Raw genomic sequence first — 14,825 nt, forward strand, 5'->3', positions numbered from 1 at the left:
CAGCTCCTTCATGACGGCTCGGATGATGCGCTCTTCTACGCCGTTATGGAAATGGATTTCCGCGTTCGCTATCTTGACGGAGCAAGTGCCCGGCGAACTGCTAGCAGGGGCAGCCGGAAGGCTGGGAGAGGAAATCGGATGTAAAGTCACGGGGACAATCGTTAACGGTTTTATTGTTGGCATGAAAAGCACCTCCCAAATCAAATAATAATTTGATCTTACCGGGAGGCGCTTTGAAAATATATGCGTTGTTTGATTACGGGCTTACGTTCTTTTTCATACTATAAAAGAAATCCTTACAAAAATAGCAAGGATCTCAAGAGAAATTATGGTATATAAAAGGTCATAGCAATGGTCAAGAAAAGCAAAAGCACTATTTCGATTAGCCAAAATACTAAGTATCTATTAGCATTGCTCTTAACATTTTTAATATTGTATTTAAATTGTCTATTATCAAAAATTCTATTTAAGTCTTGTGGGCTAAATAAATCCTTATATATTCGTTTGATGCTAAAAAAATATCGAGCATTTTCAATAAGATCTTTTTTTAACTGCTTAGCAGTTATCAAAAAATAGATTGTTGAAATCAGCAAAAATATTAATGACAAGTAGTACCTTTCTAAGTTGAACACTGGCCCGTCATTGTTTGAAAGTGAATTAAATATGAAAATTGAAATGAAATAACCCAATATTGTAAGGTTATTGTTTTTAAAACTAGAATTAATAAAATTTAAAACGTCTTTGTTTTTTAGTGATATTTCAGTCATTAACTCTGCAACTTTGTTTTTTGTTTCAATATACTTCTCCACATTTTCTTTAAGATAAATTTTATAAGAAGTTATTATGGATGTATAAGCATCTTTGTCTAAGAAGAGAGATGTTTTATTGTATCGAATATACCTTGATATAATATTTCTTGATAAGCCAAGTTTATCTTCAATACTTCCATTACCACTCTCGAAAATCCATTGATAAATTTTGAAAAACATTGAGTCATCATCTATACTTGTTTCGCTTGATAACGAACAATCTATTTTTTGGTAGCCTAGAATTTTGAAATTAAGCTGATTATTATCAAACTCAGACCAATCTGAAATAAAAGCAATACACAACAAAGTAGAAATTCTAGAGAAATAAGACTCCAGTTTTTTCAATTCAGCAGAAGACTCATAGACTTTTAAGTCCTCTGGTATTAAATTTATACCAGTAATTCCAGAGGTATTAGAAACTAGGTTTATATTTTCTACTCTTTCTTTCTTAATACTATCAGATATATCCTTAATAGATGGGATAGTACTGAACAGATTTGAAGAGAACTTTACATCACCAAACTCCTGAAAGTGAATTAAAACTTTTTCTTTGGATACTGAATAATCCTTTAGTACTTGAAAGAGTTGCTGGAGTGTAAGACTCTCTAAATATTTAACAAAGATATCTAAATTATAAATATTAATAGAGCTCGTTGTGTTTTTTATTATTTCTATTGTAATGATGGTTGATGAATCGGAATCAATATATTCATTTTGTTGGATTACGATATCTAAATCTTCTCTAACTTTGATAACAAAGGAAGAAGGATCCATCCCATCAATTGAAACACTAATTTTTAATGTGTCGCCACTTATTAAAGAATCATGGGAGGGGAGGAGATGTTGCATATCTATTTTTTTGCCATCCGTAAATTGCCATTCAAAAGAATAGGTTTGAACAGTCTCTTTTATATTGAGCATATTTCTCCTCCCAACCCCTTAATCTATATTTTCTTCAGTTTTTTTATCAAAGTTAAATTGTTGGAATATTTTTTCATCTTCAATTTTAATTTCTAAAACTTTCTCACCTTTTGCATTCACGGCGGAATGAATCATATGTTTTAAACCCTCTATATGACCATTCGTTCTAATTTCAATATCATTAGTAACTTTATAAGTCCTTCTAAATCTTGCTTTAATTTCTTTAGAAATGATATCAAAATGTGTGTCAAACTTCTGCTTGGTTGCCAGGTCTTTAACTTTACCTCTTATGTCATCAATTTTAATGTCTTCATTTTCAATTTGATAGTCCCCGAACACATATTCTATCATATTTTCTAATTGAAATGAAGATTGTGTTTTAAAATAACCTACAAGATTATTTCTTAGTTCAGTATAGTCAGCTGGTGATTTGGTTTTTAAACTTTTCGATATAACTTTTTCAATTTCCGTGAATGAATTTAGTGTATTTTTAGCGTCACCCACTACTTCTGTGACTTCAAGAAAATCAGTAGTCCAGTATTTTGATATTGTGCTATTAGTATCAGTCACAGTTATATCAATATGAAGTTCATCGTCTTCTAATAATGTGACGTTTATAATTGCTGTTTTAAGTGCCTTTTTATTGTAGGGTAAGCCGCTTAACAGTTTTAAATCAATATCATCCAAGAACTCTTCGGTTTCTATTTTAGCAATTGTGAGCCTTAGATCAGAATCTATCTGCTCCATTGTGGTTATTAGACTACCTCTTTTAGGTGGTCTAATGCCTGGGTAAGTATCAGCGGTATTCTTTTCAGCTCTTAACAGTCTGTCTGCTATTTTCTTACATTCAAAATTAAATAAGGTCTCAATTGAACCTTCGTTTTTCTGTGTGAAAAATGAGATAATACTAGAATAGATTGGAGAAGAGTCACTTGTGAAATGATAAAATCTTTTATTTGGATTTTCTTGTGAATCGTTAATGAGTTTATCTACGTAACTTTGCGCGTCGTCATTTTTGTTTACTTCTCTGTGGATAGGTGCATCTTGTTCTCTATCTATATTATAAAGGTTAGTCAACAAATTTACTTTTTTACCAACAGCATCTACTTGTTGTACTTCTTCACTATGTTGATTTTGTGTCATTTTACTCACGTCCAATCTTGTTTTTTTAGATGGATTTCACTCCAGCCACTCCACAGTCCCCAACTTCCCATCAACTCCAACAAACCCATCCACCCGATGCTTGAATATCAACTCAAGTCGATAAGATGCAAACTCATCTGAAACCAGGAAGTAATCGGCTACTTCCGAAATGACAACCGGCTGCTCGAAGGCGGCGACGTATACTTCTTCCATGAAGCGTGCAGGCATGAGAAGGTAGGCGGCCATTCGCTTTGCCTGGTTCTCGCATTTACCGATGGCATATGGATCGGCGCTGAATTGCGTTTGATGATGGGCGTACAGGTGACAGAACTCTTCTGCGAGCAGGAGCTTCTTCTCGATGGCGTCTAGTCCTTCCTTCAGGAAAATTGTGCCGCGCCTGCTGCGCTCACTGGGCAGAGAGAAGGCTTTGAGATGATGGAGCATGTTGTCTTGGACCAGCGGCTCGATGAACGGCTTGTCCAGCGGCAGAATGCGGATGCCGTAGCGCCAACAAATATCGTACATGTCGATTTCGTCCGGATATGTATAATGAAAATGGGAGAGGACCTTGTCGGCCCGTTCCTTCCAGTAATCTGTATGTTGTCTGAGCTTCATGAATTCACAACCTTTTGTCTCACATGCACAACATAGTGAGATATTACCATGTGTTAGGTAAAAATAAATACGGCTTATTAGACCGCAAAAAAGTGCTTATTCCCATAACCAGCTCACATCTTCTTGGAACTTCTGGTTAAGGTGGGAATAGACTTTTCTTTTAACTTTATGAAATTTTGGATTAATAGTAACTGAGATAGAGTCCTGTGTGATCTGTGGAACAATTTCGGGAGCTTCAGCAACCACCCAATCAACCAATATCTCTTTTTTCCAGTTCTTCTTGAACCCCTCAATGTTGAAAGGCGTAACTAATTTATTTATCTCGTTACGACCATATGGATCGAATAGTGAATGCTGGCAGCCCACATTCATGATGATATTATGGTCAAGTAGCTCTTCTGTTTCCGCAGTTCTAATAAAACCAAAATTTTCTCGTTTTTGATAAAGGTTATTGTATAAAAATTCTTGGAGTACCTTTTGGGCGCCTTCAGATACCGATTCAATAACAACAAGCGCATCATCAATAGCAAGTTGGTCTATAATTTTTAAAAGATTTGACTCGAATTGTTCTTCTATCAAATCCATCTCCATTGCCAACCGATACATGTGTTTGCAAGGTTTTTTGTTTCTCCTAAAGTCGATACATTCACAATACTCTAGCGATGAATTATATTGAGAAGCCCGTCCCTTGAAAATCGCTTCAACCTTTTCGCGGTCCAACTTTAAAGGTGTACATTCGACCTTTTTTGCAGAAACAATACGCTTAGTTTGACTTTCTTCATCGTGGATATCTCCCCAGATTGCCCACAACTCTTCTAATGTCATACAGCATCCCCCTTTTGTTAAATCACTAGATTAATCCTCCAGCTCCCCAAACCCATCGCCATACTCTTCCTCTTCATCTTCTAAAAACATTTTCTTCATCTTGTAATACTGCAAAAATTCCTTCACGCTCTTCTCCGGGTTCGAAGCAAGATCATGGAACATCACCGGATGCTTTTTTAGTTCATTGAAAAGCTCCAGCTCCTCAGCCGATAAATCAATTTCTTTACCGGCGACGATAATGGACTGAGCCCGAACGCTGTCTGATCTACCTAGAAGGTAATCGGTTGAGACATCAAAGTAATCAGCTAAGCGCTGCAGTGTATCTGTATCTGGGTAACGATTTCCATTTTCATAACCCGAAATAGAAACGTGAGTAACTTTAATTTGATCTGCAAGCTGTTTTTGGGTCAGCTTTTTCGCCACTCTTAATTTCTTTAGTCGTGGACCAAGCATTTCATCACCTCATACTATGTATTGTAATTTAACAGTTCGTTAAACTACATGAATTTCTTAACATTTAACTAAATAGAAAATTAATTAAATAAAAGTGTTGACTTTAACACTTAGTTAAATTATGATGTATTTAACACCAGGTTAAAGGAGTGAAGAAATGAATTTGCAAAACTTGCAAACGGTAAGAAATAAACTTGGTTTTTCATATCAGGATATGGCTACGAAATTGGGTATTTCATTTCAGGCGTATTGGATGATTGAGAATGGCAAGAGAGGTTTATCTTATGAAATGGCGATTAAAATTGCCAAGATATTAAATAAGACACCAGACGAAATTTTTTTAACTAAAGATTTAACTACAAGTTAACAATAGGCGTGTTGGATAGGAGGTGAGGGAAGTGGCAGTGGATTTGCTTAAACCTCTTGAGTTCACAGCAGATATTGAAGATCTCAAAGAAGCAAGTGAAATTTTCTTGGAATTCCTTGAATGGACTCAGGAACAAGGTTGGAGCGAGGCTGACATTTATCGGGTTTCTAAAATGGCTCTCTCGCTCCTTGAATTACGATCAAAGGTCTAAATTATTCACTACTCTTCGGTTATTTCGGTTTTTCTCTTTAGAAGCTTTTTTTCTAGCATCCAGTATCGGTTGATTGTGCTCAACGACTTTAGCAATAGCAGCTAAGTACAACTCCAGCTTTTGTTCTGCAATGGATTCTGGGGAGTCTCCATTCACATCTACGGATTGAACAACAGCGAGCGCAAAAGCCTGAGCATCAACAGCAAAGTTTTTAGGTTCTGACAAGTTCATCACCACCTTTCTACGAAAATCGTAACACATTCTTAGAAAGGAAAGAAGTTGAATAGGGGGTGAGAAAAGTGGAACCATTTGAGAAGAAAGCCACCGCTGGAACGATGGCTAATGATAAAACTACATTTCTTTCAAAGGCCTCGGATGGGCAATGTATTCTGCTGCGATGCCATGACGTAAAGCAGACTGATACATGCGCTGTTCGTCTTTATGAAACGAAGGAAGCTGCTCTTCGTGAATCTCAAATTCGTATTCAAAGCTTATGATTTTCCAATTGAAACGGTCATTATAGTCAATTGCACGCAGCTTTGCACTTTCTTTATCATGTTACATTACCCAGATGTGTGCCTTTGCACCAGCAATACTTCCGTAGTTTTCATTTTCTGGCATAGGAACGACATCAATTGCAAAAAAGTAAGGATTTGAATTCAGCATATTTTCACCACCTTTCTATGAAAATCGTAACACATTCATAAAAAGGAAAGAAGTTGGATAGGAGGTGAGGGAAGTGGAAGATATCAACTCGTTGGTACAAAATCATTTACCGCTGCTGCATAAGAAGATTCAAAAGGAAAGAAAGTCTGCCTCTATCAAAGAAGTAGAGAAAATGTACTCTGCCTTTTATATGTACGTAAGACTATACGGCTTAACTGATCGTTCATCAGAAGAGGTGAACCTGAAGGCTGTATTGGAGGATACGATTACATTTTTAGTACAGTTTGCGGACAAGCAGATTGAAGAGTCTATTGATAGACTGCAGCCGTTGTATTCACTGCTTAACAGCTTTCTATTGATGTATTCGATGGATAAACAACAGGATGATTATTCTAGTTGCGAGTGAGTTTTCGGTCAATTCTTGGTTGAGGTTGTAAAGACCTTCAATAGCAACTTGGCTTTTGCAGTTGGCACACTGCACGTAACCAATTACTAAGTCTTGGCTATTTCCAATTTGAATAGGCGTTTGGCATTCGGGACAGACGGCGCTAACAATTTTGGACACGGGCTTCCTCCTTAATTTAGCGCCCAACCTTCTATGAAAATCGTAACACATTCATAGAGAGGAAAGGAGAGAAGGAACATGATCGCAAAAGAACTGCTTGAAATGAACGCGTATATGCCAGTGAAGCTGGCAGAGCTGGCCAAGTCGGAACCTGACACTGCACTCGAATTGCTGCAGGCATGGGGTGACGGAACAAAGACGCTGCGGACACTTTGGAAAGAAGTAACCGATGCTCTGGCACCATACGAAGTAAAATTCAGTTCATGAACAGGGGGTATTCAGCATGCAAGAAGAGAGGCAGGCGCTGATCAAGCGCATGAACAAGGAGATGAAGGCAGTTGCCAACAGCCCCTCCAAAGAGGTCATGAGGTTCCGTCTGGGGCTGCTGGCGAAGTATGCCGGAGAGTTGAAAGCGGTGAATGACAAGATCCGTTGGTATTCCTGTCGGCAAAAGCGGGGAGCGTAACGGGGGTTGTTTAGATTTTGTACTTTGCTTCTATTAAACATTTTACCAGCTTCATAGAAAATTGCTGTTCAATGTCTGAACATGTTCAGATTTTGAACATTTGAAGGGAGGTCGACGAATGAACGTAGGACAACTCTTGCGCGCTACTCGTAAACGAGCAGGCTTGACGCAGGAAGCTATGTCCCCGTTAGTCAATATCTCCAGAAGCACCATTTCAAAAGTCGAGCGAAACGAAATGACACTGGCGACGGAGGACTTCATCCGGTGGATGCAGACGATTCAGACGAAACTGACGACGAATGCAGTCACCATTGAAACGAGTCTCTACATGATCAACGGCGTGGATATCAATCTATTAGTAGATATGCTGACGAAAGCTGTAGGGGGATTCATCTATTTCTTGTTGTGAGGAGGATAAAGCTGATGGAAGTACAGGAGAAGGAGTCGGACAAGCTGAGAAGAGATCTGACACTGTTCGTAAAGAAAATGCAGTTGGCCGGAATTGATATTGTAGCCATAAAAAAACCGACTGACGCGGGAACGTCAATCGGCAATGAAAATCTGCACACCATACATTACTAAAAACATTATAACACATGACGGAGCTTTTGGCTTCCGTCGAGCAGTCTAGGAACCTGTCAATGAATGATTTCCTCCCAAAATCATAAAACCGACAAATACCACTCTTGTTCCTGGGCTGCTCGATGGATACCAAGCCATCTGAATGGAGGTGGAACATTATGTATTGGGCAATTAACCGCAAGCAGATTGTCTGGCTAATACTGGCGATTCTATTGATAGAAGTAGCAGCGTTTGCTTTGCTGAAAGGTACGGCTATTGTTGCGCATGGAATATGGACAATGTTTTAAAGAGGAGGGAATTTGATGAATCTCATTCATGAAGTGATTGATCTATCACAAAGGCTTAATTCAGTAATGGACGATGCGGGAACCGGTATTATCTCTATCACCTTAGAATCGATGACAGGGCAATTCAGATGCCATTGCACACTCGATTTTTTCATTGGAAATTTTTCTACTTATGATGTCGTCGATCGTTTATGTAAAGATCCTTATCCGTTTGAACTGCACACAGAAATGGAAGGCATTTTGTTTTTAGCATTAGTACATCACAACGAAGTTCAGCAAATAAAAAGCCCATCCGCACTGGCATGCGAATGAGCAATGAAACAAATTCGAAACAATTGTTCTCCTGTGATTATCTCGCGTCATAGGAGAGGTGTCAAGTGGAAGGGGATGATACGATGCATCAGCTGAAGGTGATCGAGCATGAAGAGAAGCGTGTGCTGACGACGAGCCAGCTGGCAGAAGCATTTGTAACTAACAGCAAAGTGATCGCTCGGAACTTCCAGCGCAATCAGGATCACTATATCGCAGGGACACATTATTTTGTCTTGGCAGGCGAAGAACTGAAGTTTTTTAAAGCGTCACGTCAAGGTGACGTCAGCCTTAAATATACTTCTGTTCTGTATCTTTGGACGGAACAGGGGGCTTTTCTTCACGCGAAGTCCTTAAATAACGAGCGAGCCTGGCAAGCGTATCATATGCTGAATGACCAATACTATCAGTTATCAAAGCAGCTCAATAGGGGTGGCGTCAATATGACGCCCGCCTTGCCACCTGCTGTTGAACAGGTCATCAATCAATTGGAAAGTAGGTTGACAGTTTTGGAGAATCAATTACAACAGGTTACTTTGCACTCAGGAGAACAGCGGCGTCTGCGCAATGCGGTAGGTGAGCGGGTCTATGAATTATCCCGAAAGGAAGCCGGCGCACGTCCGGTCATATTCCGGGCTATTTATTCCGAAATACGTGAGCGTTACCAGGTCGATTCCTATCGGGATATTAGACAAAGCCAACTGAAAGACGCGCTACAGTTTGTCTCTAATTGGGGAGGCGCATCATGAGTGCTTACAGTGAAGTACGACACATTTTAGCTCAAGTCAGCGGTCACGATCGAGTCGTCACGATACCCAAACTGTACATAGAGCTTACAGGCAGCCTAGCAGAAGCTATATTGCTGAATCAGATTGTTTTTTACTCGGACAAGTCCAGCCGCACAGACGGCTATTTCTACAAAAAGTACGAGGAATGGGCTGAAGAAATTTGTCTGACTGAGCGGCAAGTCCGGCATGCGACGAAGAAGCTGAAAGAGAAAGAGCTAATCGAGACGAAGCTGCTGAAAGCGAACGGTGCACCGACAGTCCATTATAAATTACGTTTTGACAATCTTGTCAATTGGATTCTGACAAAAGGTAAGAATGGAATCTTACATAATGTCGGAATGGATTCTGACAAAACGTCAGAAACATTAACAGAGAGTACTACAGAGAGTACTACAGATAATAACAACAACAACGCGAGCGCGACTCCCGCAACCATATTCCGTTTTTTCGAAGAGAATGGGTTCGGCATCCTGACACCTCACATCGCAGACAAAATAGGAGCATGGATTGACGATGTTGGAGAAGATCTGGTCTTGCACTCTTTGAAAATAGCAGTGGAAAATTCAGCGCTTCGCTGGAATTATGCTGAAAGCGTCCTGCGGGATTGGAGCAATAAAAAGCTTGTTACCGTAGATCAGGTACTGGCTACAGAAGCTAAGAGAACAGCAGGGAGGGAACAGCATGGCAGAAATGAAAGGCTTGGAAAGCCTGCTCAACATCCAAACGGGCATTACGATGGAATCGACTTCTGAGATTTGCGATAACCATCCGAATAATAAAAAACGGCCCTTTTACATGATGATCATTGACGGTGAAAAAGTCTGTCCGGCCTGTGAGTGCCAGAAGGAAACAGAGGCCCTGGAGAAAAAGGAGTCCGATCGTTTGAATGCTGCAGATCAAAACCAAAAGCACAGCATGTTCAAGCGAGACAGCATCCTGACCGATATCGGCCTGCTGGAAGCTTCGTTCAAAACCTATATCGCAGAGCAGCCGGAAGAAACAGCGAATAAAGAGAAAGCTGCTGAAGCATTCAGGCGCTATAAACAGGAGCAAGTGTTCAATACATGGCTCGTCGGTAATCCGGGAGTCGGGAAAAGCCATCTGGCCATGAGCATCCTGCGTAACTGCAACGAGATGGGAACACGTGATAAAAGCTGTCTGTTCGTCAGCGTGGATGAAATGCTGCTGCGGATCCGGAGCAGCTTCAGCGACAAAGAAAGCAAGTACACGGAATTTTACTTTATCGACTTGCTTACCAAAGCAGACTTCCTCGTACTGGACGATCTGGGAGCCGAGACAGGCGGAACAGGGACGGAAAAGAAAGCTACGGATTTCACCATGCGCGTGCTATACGGCATTGCAAACGGCCGGCAGAACAAGCCGACAATCATCACAAGCAACTTGTCACTTATAGCTTTGGAGAAAATGTACGATCCGAAACTCGTTTCTCGGCTTATGCGAAATACTTTTCTGATTCGTTTTCGGGAGACAACAGACAAACGGATCCGGAATATTACTTTCTAGGAGGTGCTGACATGCAGCACATAATCAATCAACTCATACTCACTGCAGGGGCTTGGAATGAATCAGGACAGCGGGACAAGGTGCTGGAGAATCAGTTTGACCAATATCTGTTTGAACTGCAGTTGCTAACAGATACAGATCACGACGGCGCAATGCATATACTTCTGAGGTCTCTGAATAGCGATGAAGCCGCCGCTTAACGAAAGGAAAGGGATTGTGGAATATGGACCAAATACTCTTGGACAGTCTGGCAATCGACTGGTGCGTCAGACCGGGTGAACCTGACCGTTTTCGTGAAATGTGGAATGACGGGGAACACATTCTGAAGATTGCAGAAGAACTGCGAAGAAAGCCGCTAGAAATTGCATTAATGGCACTAGAGCAGGGGGAGCAAGGGTTGATTAAGAACCGCTCCAACGGAATATTTGGAGGTGAATTGAATGCTTGAACAACGCGAAGAATTGATTGCCGAAATCACGTTAAAAACCAAATACTCATTGTCTTATTTAGAAAACCTATCTGATAAAGAATTACGGATATTGCATAGCAGATTATGCAGCGAGAGCCATGTATGAACAGCTCGACTTATTCACTGCTGAATCAAGTACTCTTCGAATGTTTGATCAAGTTACCGTCCGACAGGCGATCGAAGCGGATGATGTAGAGACGTTTTATTATCTCCAGTCATTCGAAGGCAGGACTGGAGAAGTGATCAAACGGACAAGCCGGCAGTTAAATCAGTTTGAAGTATCATTTCCGGGCGTGCTACGCAACGGCATATTTTATGCTGATGAACTGGTACCGGTGAGAAAGGAGATCTGTTGATGACCATGCGAAAGCAATATATCCTTTGCCAGCTGAAACAAATGGATGTACGAGAGAATAATCAAAAGAAACCTGTAGAGACACTGACATACAAAGAATTGAAATATCTGCTGGCCGTCAAACGAGCAGCAGTACAATAAAACGATCAGGAGTGAAACTTATGAAACCTATTATCAACCTCAACGATTTCGCCGGCGGAGCCGCAGCGGAAAAATTCAATAACGAAATGCAGCGTGTGCTGGATAACATTGCAGATCCGAATACCGATTTTAAGAAAGCCAGGAAAGTGACATTGACCGTTACATTGAAGGCAAATAAAAACCGAGATCTGGCGAATGTAGCAGTAGAAGCTAAGTCCACCATCGCGCCTAGCAAGCCGATCAGCACCGACTTGATTATTGATTTGGCCGCTGACGGGAAAGTTACTGGTGCTGAACTGAAGAGCGGTCTTGTCGGGCAAATGTATGCTGATGAAAATGGCGAAGTACTGGATGACCGTGGAGAAAAAGTGCAGGAAGAAAAAGCGAAAGCTACCGACAGGAAAGTCGTTAACTTTAAATAAAACAGAGAAGAGGATGAAATTATGTTGAAAGAATTTGTGCAGTATTTATTGGAATTGAAGCGACCTGAGTTAGTGGAGGCTGGAGGGCACACGTACTCTACCCGTGCTTTGAATCGTTTGGATGTAGAGCAAGAAGTAGCAGCGATTCACATTCAAAGTCTGTCGGGATTGATCGACTATATCCGTTCAAATTTTGACCATGAGCGGTCTGTAATGATTCACGTGGAATCACCAACGCAGGTGAATGTATTTGATTCATTGAATGATATGAATGATCGACGAACCTATATCAAAGCAAAAGCTCTGTTGCCGACTATCCATTTTGAACGGTTCATGTCACGCGAAGCATTTAATATTATGCTGCAGTCCTGCTTTGTAGGCAACGGCACGAAGGAAAAGGTTTTAGAGCTGATCGCTTCCATTGTTGAAGAAAATTCAGTTACGCAGAACGATGATGGCGTCACACAGCGCGTCACTGCAAAAACCGGTGTGGCAACCGTTGGGAATAAAACGATTCCTAACCCGGTGAATTTGAAACCGTTCCGTACTTTTGTAGAAATTGCCCAGCCAGAATCAGACTTCATCCTTCGACTGCGGGAAGGTGGAGAAGTGGCCCTCTTCCAAGCAGACGGCGGTTCATGGGAATTGAACGCCATGCACAGCATCAAAGAATACCTGCAGACCGAACTACAGGATCTAATCGAGCAGAAGAAGGTCATGATTATTGCTTAATCTCTGGTGGCTGTTTTTCTTACTGGCTGTTCCTTTGTGTTACTGGATCGGCCGCAGCGTAGGTTATCATGCCGGTGTTCACACCGGCTATAACCATGGCTGGGTGGATGGAAAACGAGCTGGTAGGAAGGCTGGAAGACGCAAGCCGTATTGATGAACATTAGACGGATAATACGACAGAAAGAGAGTGGGAAAATGGAATTTAACATCGTAAAAGCTGCGATTAAAAAGGCAGTAGAACAAATCGTGACAAGTGATTCGTGGGATCAATGTCCAGTCGTTGTCGTTGACTATCATAATTGGGCAGTCATAAAATTCGATGACGATTTTGATGCCCAAGAATATTTAGAACGGTATTGTAATTTGAGTGACTGGTGTGACAGAGAATTACCTTACAACGGCGAAGACGACGAGGAAATAGTAGTAATTAAATATTGCGGAGGATACGTAAAGAAGACGCACCCTCTGGTTTATAAAGATTATAAATTCTTCAAGGAAATTGACGGCGTTGAAATTTACCGTAAGAAGATACTAGCAAACTTTGAAGCATCAGTTTCTATGTCAGTCAATATTTGAACAGTTGCACATTCCGAACATGATGCGAAGGAGGGAATGTTTTTGTTGGAAGAAAAAATTTGTTGGACTTGCGGGCATTATGCCTTTGCTTGTTTCGCGAGAAAAGAGGTTGACTACAGCAAGACATCTGATGATACATGCAACAAATGGTGTCCGGAGGGAACAAAAGGAACTGTTACAGACGTGCCTATGGAAGAACTTGACGGCACAACATTGGAAGAAAACACATACCTGAAAGACGATATGTCGAATTTATAAACTCCACATTCTGAACATGAAGTGAACCACTCGGTAATAACAAATAGTTAGAAAGGAATAAAGCCATGAACTTAAATGATTACCAAGAATTGAGCAAACGTACTTTACCCGAATTTAAACATAGCAAGTCAAGTAAAGCAGCAAACCTATCTAATTACGCAATGGGGCTGTCTGGTGAAGCGGGCGAGGTAGTGGACTTGTTAAAAAAGCATGTGTACCATGAGCATCCTCTTGATCGGGAAGAGCTGGCAGGTGAGTTAGGAGATACTCTTCACTATTTAAGCGGTCTGGCATCAATGAATGGCTTGACGTTGGAAGAAATCGCAATCAAAAATATTGAGAAGTTGAAGAAGAGATATCCGAATGGTTTTAGTAAGGAAGACAGTTTGAATCGAGGTTAGTGAAAACAAAAAAACGAGAAGTTTCCCTCCCGCTCATCCAATTATATTATAGCATGGAGGGCGCTCTCGTGGAACTGAATAATTTACATATTGACTGTAAGGGAAGGTTATTTATTGATATAATGGAAGTACCTAAAAATTGCGTAGTAGTCATTTCTGACGGTAAAGCCAAGCTGCGTGAGTTGCCCGATCATGGTGAGTATAAGATCGTGACTTATCAGGGTGATGTGAAACGAATGAGAAGAGAGGAAGGCGAAGATTTTTGAAAAAGATTTCAGTAATAATTCTGGCAGCGCTCTTGTTATCAGCATGCAGTGAAGAAAAAGCAGACAAAGATCAAGGAACTGAAAAAGAGGTGGCCCCTATAGAGAGTGTTTATGAGAAAGAAACAATATCAAGTCAGCAGGATGAAGCAAATCAGGAAAAGAAGCCAGTAGCAGAGAAGAATGATACCGTTCATCAGAATGAAGCAGAGTCAAAGCCGGCAGAACACTCCGTTCAGCCAGCTGCCAAGACTTTGAGCAATGAAAAATTTAAAGAAGCTATTGATTATAGCATGCTGAGTGAAGGAGACGAATTATTAAGTTCTTCGGTTGCCGACAGCAAACTCTATGCCACGGTGAAGTTGGGGGAAGAAGCTTTTGAGCCATCTATGATGGCCGCTTCATCTTATAGCGCATTGTCGGATGAATTACTCTCCAAAGAAGGCTGGGAAGTACTGACTGTGGAGTTTGTAGATATTGGAACGGTCAGCATGAATCGAAACGAAAAAGAAACGAATGAACTGGGTATGGACTATTTCCCAGTGGCTAAGATAGAAGCAAACTTAAACTAAACTAATTATCTGTCCCCCCTGGCCAACCAGAGGACAACATTTGATTGCAGCGCCTTGCTGCTTCATTTGTTGTCCTCTTTTTTTATTCCAAGGAAAGGTGTTGAG

At 40.8% G+C, this 14,825-nt stretch carries 32 protein-coding genes; 26 read left to right on the forward strand and 6 right to left on the reverse strand.

The window, feature by feature from the left end:
- The first annotated feature begins 10 nt into the window (after positions 1–10).
- The gene (locus SporoP37_RS17130; RefSeq protein WP_157118611.1) at positions 11–208 is read left to right on the forward strand and encodes a hypothetical protein; all 198 of its coding nucleotides are present in this window, start codon (positions 11–13) and stop codon (positions 206–208) included.
- Between the two features lie 118 nt (positions 209–326).
- Here SporoP37_RS17130 and SporoP37_RS15640 read toward each other — a convergent pair whose 3' ends face one another.
- The 5 genes from SporoP37_RS15640 to SporoP37_RS15660 all read right to left on the reverse strand — a co-directional run bounded on the left by SporoP37_RS15640 (position 327) and on the right by SporoP37_RS15660 (position 4,736).
- Positions 327–1,730, reverse strand: coding sequence for a hypothetical protein (locus SporoP37_RS15640; protein ID WP_085431402.1), 1,404 nt, complete (start codon positions 1,728–1,730; stop codon positions 327–329).
- An 18-nt stretch (positions 1,731–1,748) separates the two neighbouring features.
- Positions 1,749–2,882, reverse strand: coding sequence for a hypothetical protein (locus SporoP37_RS15645; protein ID WP_157118657.1), 1,134 nt, complete (start codon positions 2,880–2,882; stop codon positions 1,749–1,751).
- Positions 2,883–2,909: 27 nt separating this feature from the next.
- The gene (locus SporoP37_RS15650) at positions 2,910–3,488 is read right to left on the reverse strand and encodes an ImmA/IrrE family metallo-endopeptidase (protein ID WP_085431404.1); all 579 of its coding nucleotides are present in this window, start codon (positions 3,486–3,488) and stop codon (positions 2,910–2,912) included.
- A 96-nt stretch (positions 3,489–3,584) separates the two neighbouring features.
- Entirely contained in the window at positions 3,585–4,313 is a 729-nt protein-coding gene (locus SporoP37_RS15655) for an SWIM zinc finger family protein (RefSeq protein ID WP_085431405.1), read from the reverse strand.
- A gap of 30 nt (positions 4,314–4,343) precedes the next feature.
- Entirely contained in the window at positions 4,344–4,736 is a 393-nt protein-coding gene (locus SporoP37_RS15660; protein WP_232329776.1) for a helix-turn-helix domain-containing protein, read from the reverse strand.
- A gap of 187 nt (positions 4,737–4,923) precedes the next feature.
- Between SporoP37_RS15660 and SporoP37_RS15665 the strand changes: the two genes are divergently transcribed.
- Both SporoP37_RS15665 and SporoP37_RS15670 read left to right on the forward strand, forming a co-directional pair.
- Positions 4,924–5,133 carry a helix-turn-helix transcriptional regulator gene (locus SporoP37_RS15665; protein ID WP_085431407.1) on the forward strand — a complete coding sequence of 70 codons (210 nt, stop codon included), beginning with the start codon at positions 4,924–4,926 and terminating at the stop codon, positions 5,131–5,133.
- A 31-nt stretch (positions 5,134–5,164) separates the two neighbouring features.
- Entirely contained in the window at positions 5,165–5,344 is a 180-nt protein-coding gene (locus SporoP37_RS15670; protein ID WP_085431408.1) for a hypothetical protein, read from the forward strand.
- Here the strand turns inward: SporoP37_RS15670 and SporoP37_RS15675 are convergent.
- Complete coding sequence (locus SporoP37_RS15675; protein WP_085431409.1) at positions 5,333–5,569, reverse strand: hypothetical protein; 237 nt, start codon at positions 5,567–5,569, stop codon at positions 5,333–5,335. The genes SporoP37_RS15670 and SporoP37_RS15675 overlap by 12 nt on opposite strands.
- 74 nt (positions 5,570–5,643) lie before the next feature.
- Here SporoP37_RS15675 and SporoP37_RS15680 point away from each other — a divergent pair, with 74 nt between their 5' ends.
- The 23 genes from SporoP37_RS15680 (at position 5,644) to SporoP37_RS15770 (ending at position 14,720) form a co-directional block, all read left to right on the forward strand.
- The gene (locus SporoP37_RS15680) at positions 5,644–5,841 is read left to right on the forward strand and encodes a hypothetical protein (protein ID WP_085431410.1); all 198 of its coding nucleotides are present in this window, start codon (positions 5,644–5,646) and stop codon (positions 5,839–5,841) included.
- Positions 5,842–6,083: 242 nt separating this feature from the next.
- Positions 6,084–6,416 (forward strand): hypothetical protein, encoded by a 333-nt coding sequence (locus SporoP37_RS15685; protein WP_085431411.1) that lies wholly within the window; start codon positions 6,084–6,086, stop codon positions 6,414–6,416.
- A 237-nt stretch (positions 6,417–6,653) separates the two neighbouring features.
- The gene (locus tag SporoP37_RS15690) at positions 6,654–6,842 is read left to right on the forward strand and encodes a hypothetical protein (protein ID WP_085431412.1); all 189 of its coding nucleotides are present in this window, start codon (positions 6,654–6,656) and stop codon (positions 6,840–6,842) included.
- A gap of 16 nt (positions 6,843–6,858) precedes the next feature.
- Positions 6,859–7,041, forward strand: a complete 183-nt coding sequence (locus tag SporoP37_RS15695) for a hypothetical protein (protein WP_085431413.1) — start codon at positions 6,859–6,861, stop codon at positions 7,039–7,041.
- A gap of 118 nt (positions 7,042–7,159) precedes the next feature.
- On the forward strand, positions 7,160–7,450 hold the full coding sequence (locus tag SporoP37_RS15700) for a helix-turn-helix domain-containing protein (RefSeq protein ID WP_085431414.1): 291 nt from the start codon (positions 7,160–7,162) through the stop codon (positions 7,448–7,450).
- Positions 7,451–7,464: 14 nt separating this feature from the next.
- Positions 7,465–7,623, forward strand: coding sequence for a hypothetical protein (locus tag SporoP37_RS17135; protein WP_157118658.1), 159 nt, complete (start codon positions 7,465–7,467; stop codon positions 7,621–7,623).
- 158 nt (positions 7,624–7,781) lie between these two features.
- Positions 7,782–7,910 (forward strand): hypothetical protein, encoded by a 129-nt coding sequence (locus tag SporoP37_RS17630; RefSeq protein ID WP_255414202.1) that lies wholly within the window; start codon positions 7,782–7,784, stop codon positions 7,908–7,910.
- A gap of 15 nt (positions 7,911–7,925) precedes the next feature.
- Positions 7,926–8,222: a hypothetical protein gene (locus tag SporoP37_RS15705; protein WP_085431415.1), complete on the forward strand. Its 297-nt coding sequence runs from the start codon at positions 7,926–7,928 to the stop codon at positions 8,220–8,222.
- A gap of 65 nt (positions 8,223–8,287) precedes the next feature.
- Entirely contained in the window at positions 8,288–8,968 is a 681-nt protein-coding gene (locus tag SporoP37_RS15710) for an ORF6N domain-containing protein (RefSeq protein ID WP_085431416.1), read from the forward strand.
- Positions 8,965–9,759, forward strand: a complete 795-nt coding sequence (locus SporoP37_RS15715) for a DnaD domain-containing protein (protein WP_085431417.1) — start codon at positions 8,965–8,967, stop codon at positions 9,757–9,759. Before SporoP37_RS15710 ends, SporoP37_RS15715 begins: the two co-directional genes overlap by 4 nt.
- Positions 9,689–10,531, forward strand: coding sequence for an ATP-binding protein (locus SporoP37_RS15720; protein WP_085431419.1), 843 nt, complete (start codon positions 9,689–9,691; stop codon positions 10,529–10,531). Before SporoP37_RS15715 ends, SporoP37_RS15720 begins: the two co-directional genes overlap by 71 nt.
- Before the next feature lie 11 nt (positions 10,532–10,542).
- Positions 10,543–10,731 carry a hypothetical protein gene (locus tag SporoP37_RS15725; protein ID WP_085431420.1) on the forward strand — a complete coding sequence of 63 codons (189 nt, stop codon included), beginning with the start codon at positions 10,543–10,545 and terminating at the stop codon, positions 10,729–10,731.
- A 23-nt stretch (positions 10,732–10,754) separates the two neighbouring features.
- Positions 10,755–10,979: a hypothetical protein gene (locus tag SporoP37_RS15730; RefSeq protein WP_085431422.1), complete on the forward strand. Its 225-nt coding sequence runs from the start codon at positions 10,755–10,757 to the stop codon at positions 10,977–10,979.
- Positions 10,972–11,106, forward strand: a complete 135-nt coding sequence (locus SporoP37_RS17635; RefSeq protein ID WP_255414203.1) for a hypothetical protein — start codon at positions 10,972–10,974, stop codon at positions 11,104–11,106. The genes SporoP37_RS15730 and SporoP37_RS17635 overlap by 8 nt, the downstream gene beginning before the upstream one ends.
- Positions 11,107–11,146: 40 nt before the next feature.
- Positions 11,147–11,356, forward strand: coding sequence for a hypothetical protein (locus SporoP37_RS15735; protein ID WP_157118659.1), 210 nt, complete (start codon positions 11,147–11,149; stop codon positions 11,354–11,356).
- Positions 11,356–11,496, forward strand: a complete 141-nt coding sequence (locus tag SporoP37_RS17140; protein WP_157118660.1) for a hypothetical protein — start codon at positions 11,356–11,358, stop codon at positions 11,494–11,496. Before SporoP37_RS15735 ends, SporoP37_RS17140 begins: the two co-directional genes overlap by 1 nt.
- A gap of 20 nt (positions 11,497–11,516) precedes the next feature.
- The gene (locus SporoP37_RS15740; protein ID WP_085431426.1) at positions 11,517–11,918 is read left to right on the forward strand and encodes a replication terminator protein; all 402 of its coding nucleotides are present in this window, start codon (positions 11,517–11,519) and stop codon (positions 11,916–11,918) included.
- Positions 11,919–11,939: 21 nt separating this feature from the next.
- Positions 11,940–12,650 (forward strand): hypothetical protein, encoded by a 711-nt coding sequence (locus SporoP37_RS15745; RefSeq protein WP_085431428.1) that lies wholly within the window; start codon positions 11,940–11,942, stop codon positions 12,648–12,650.
- A gap of 195 nt (positions 12,651–12,845) precedes the next feature.
- Positions 12,846–13,226 (forward strand): hypothetical protein, encoded by a 381-nt coding sequence (locus tag SporoP37_RS15750; RefSeq protein WP_085431430.1) that lies wholly within the window; start codon positions 12,846–12,848, stop codon positions 13,224–13,226.
- Between the two features lie 42 nt (positions 13,227–13,268).
- Positions 13,269–13,484 carry a hypothetical protein gene (locus SporoP37_RS15755; protein ID WP_085431432.1) on the forward strand — a complete coding sequence of 72 codons (216 nt, stop codon included), beginning with the start codon at positions 13,269–13,271 and terminating at the stop codon, positions 13,482–13,484.
- Between the two features lie 89 nt (positions 13,485–13,573).
- Entirely contained in the window at positions 13,574–13,885 is a 312-nt protein-coding gene (locus SporoP37_RS15760) for a nucleoside triphosphate pyrophosphohydrolase family protein (RefSeq protein WP_232329777.1), read from the forward strand.
- A gap of 68 nt (positions 13,886–13,953) precedes the next feature.
- Positions 13,954–14,151, forward strand: a complete 198-nt coding sequence (locus SporoP37_RS15765) for an XtrA/YqaO family protein (RefSeq protein WP_085431840.1) — start codon at positions 13,954–13,956, stop codon at positions 14,149–14,151.
- Entirely contained in the window at positions 14,148–14,720 is a 573-nt protein-coding gene (locus SporoP37_RS15770) for a membrane lipoprotein lipid attachment site-containing protein (RefSeq protein ID WP_085431436.1), read from the forward strand. The genes SporoP37_RS15765 and SporoP37_RS15770 overlap by 4 nt, the downstream gene beginning before the upstream one ends.
- Positions 14,721–14,825: the final 105 nt, after the last annotated feature.

Source organism: Sporosarcina sp. P37 (assembly GCF_002109365.1).
In the GTDB taxonomy this organism is placed as follows: Bacteria; Bacillota; Bacilli; order Bacillales_A; family Planococcaceae; genus Sporosarcina.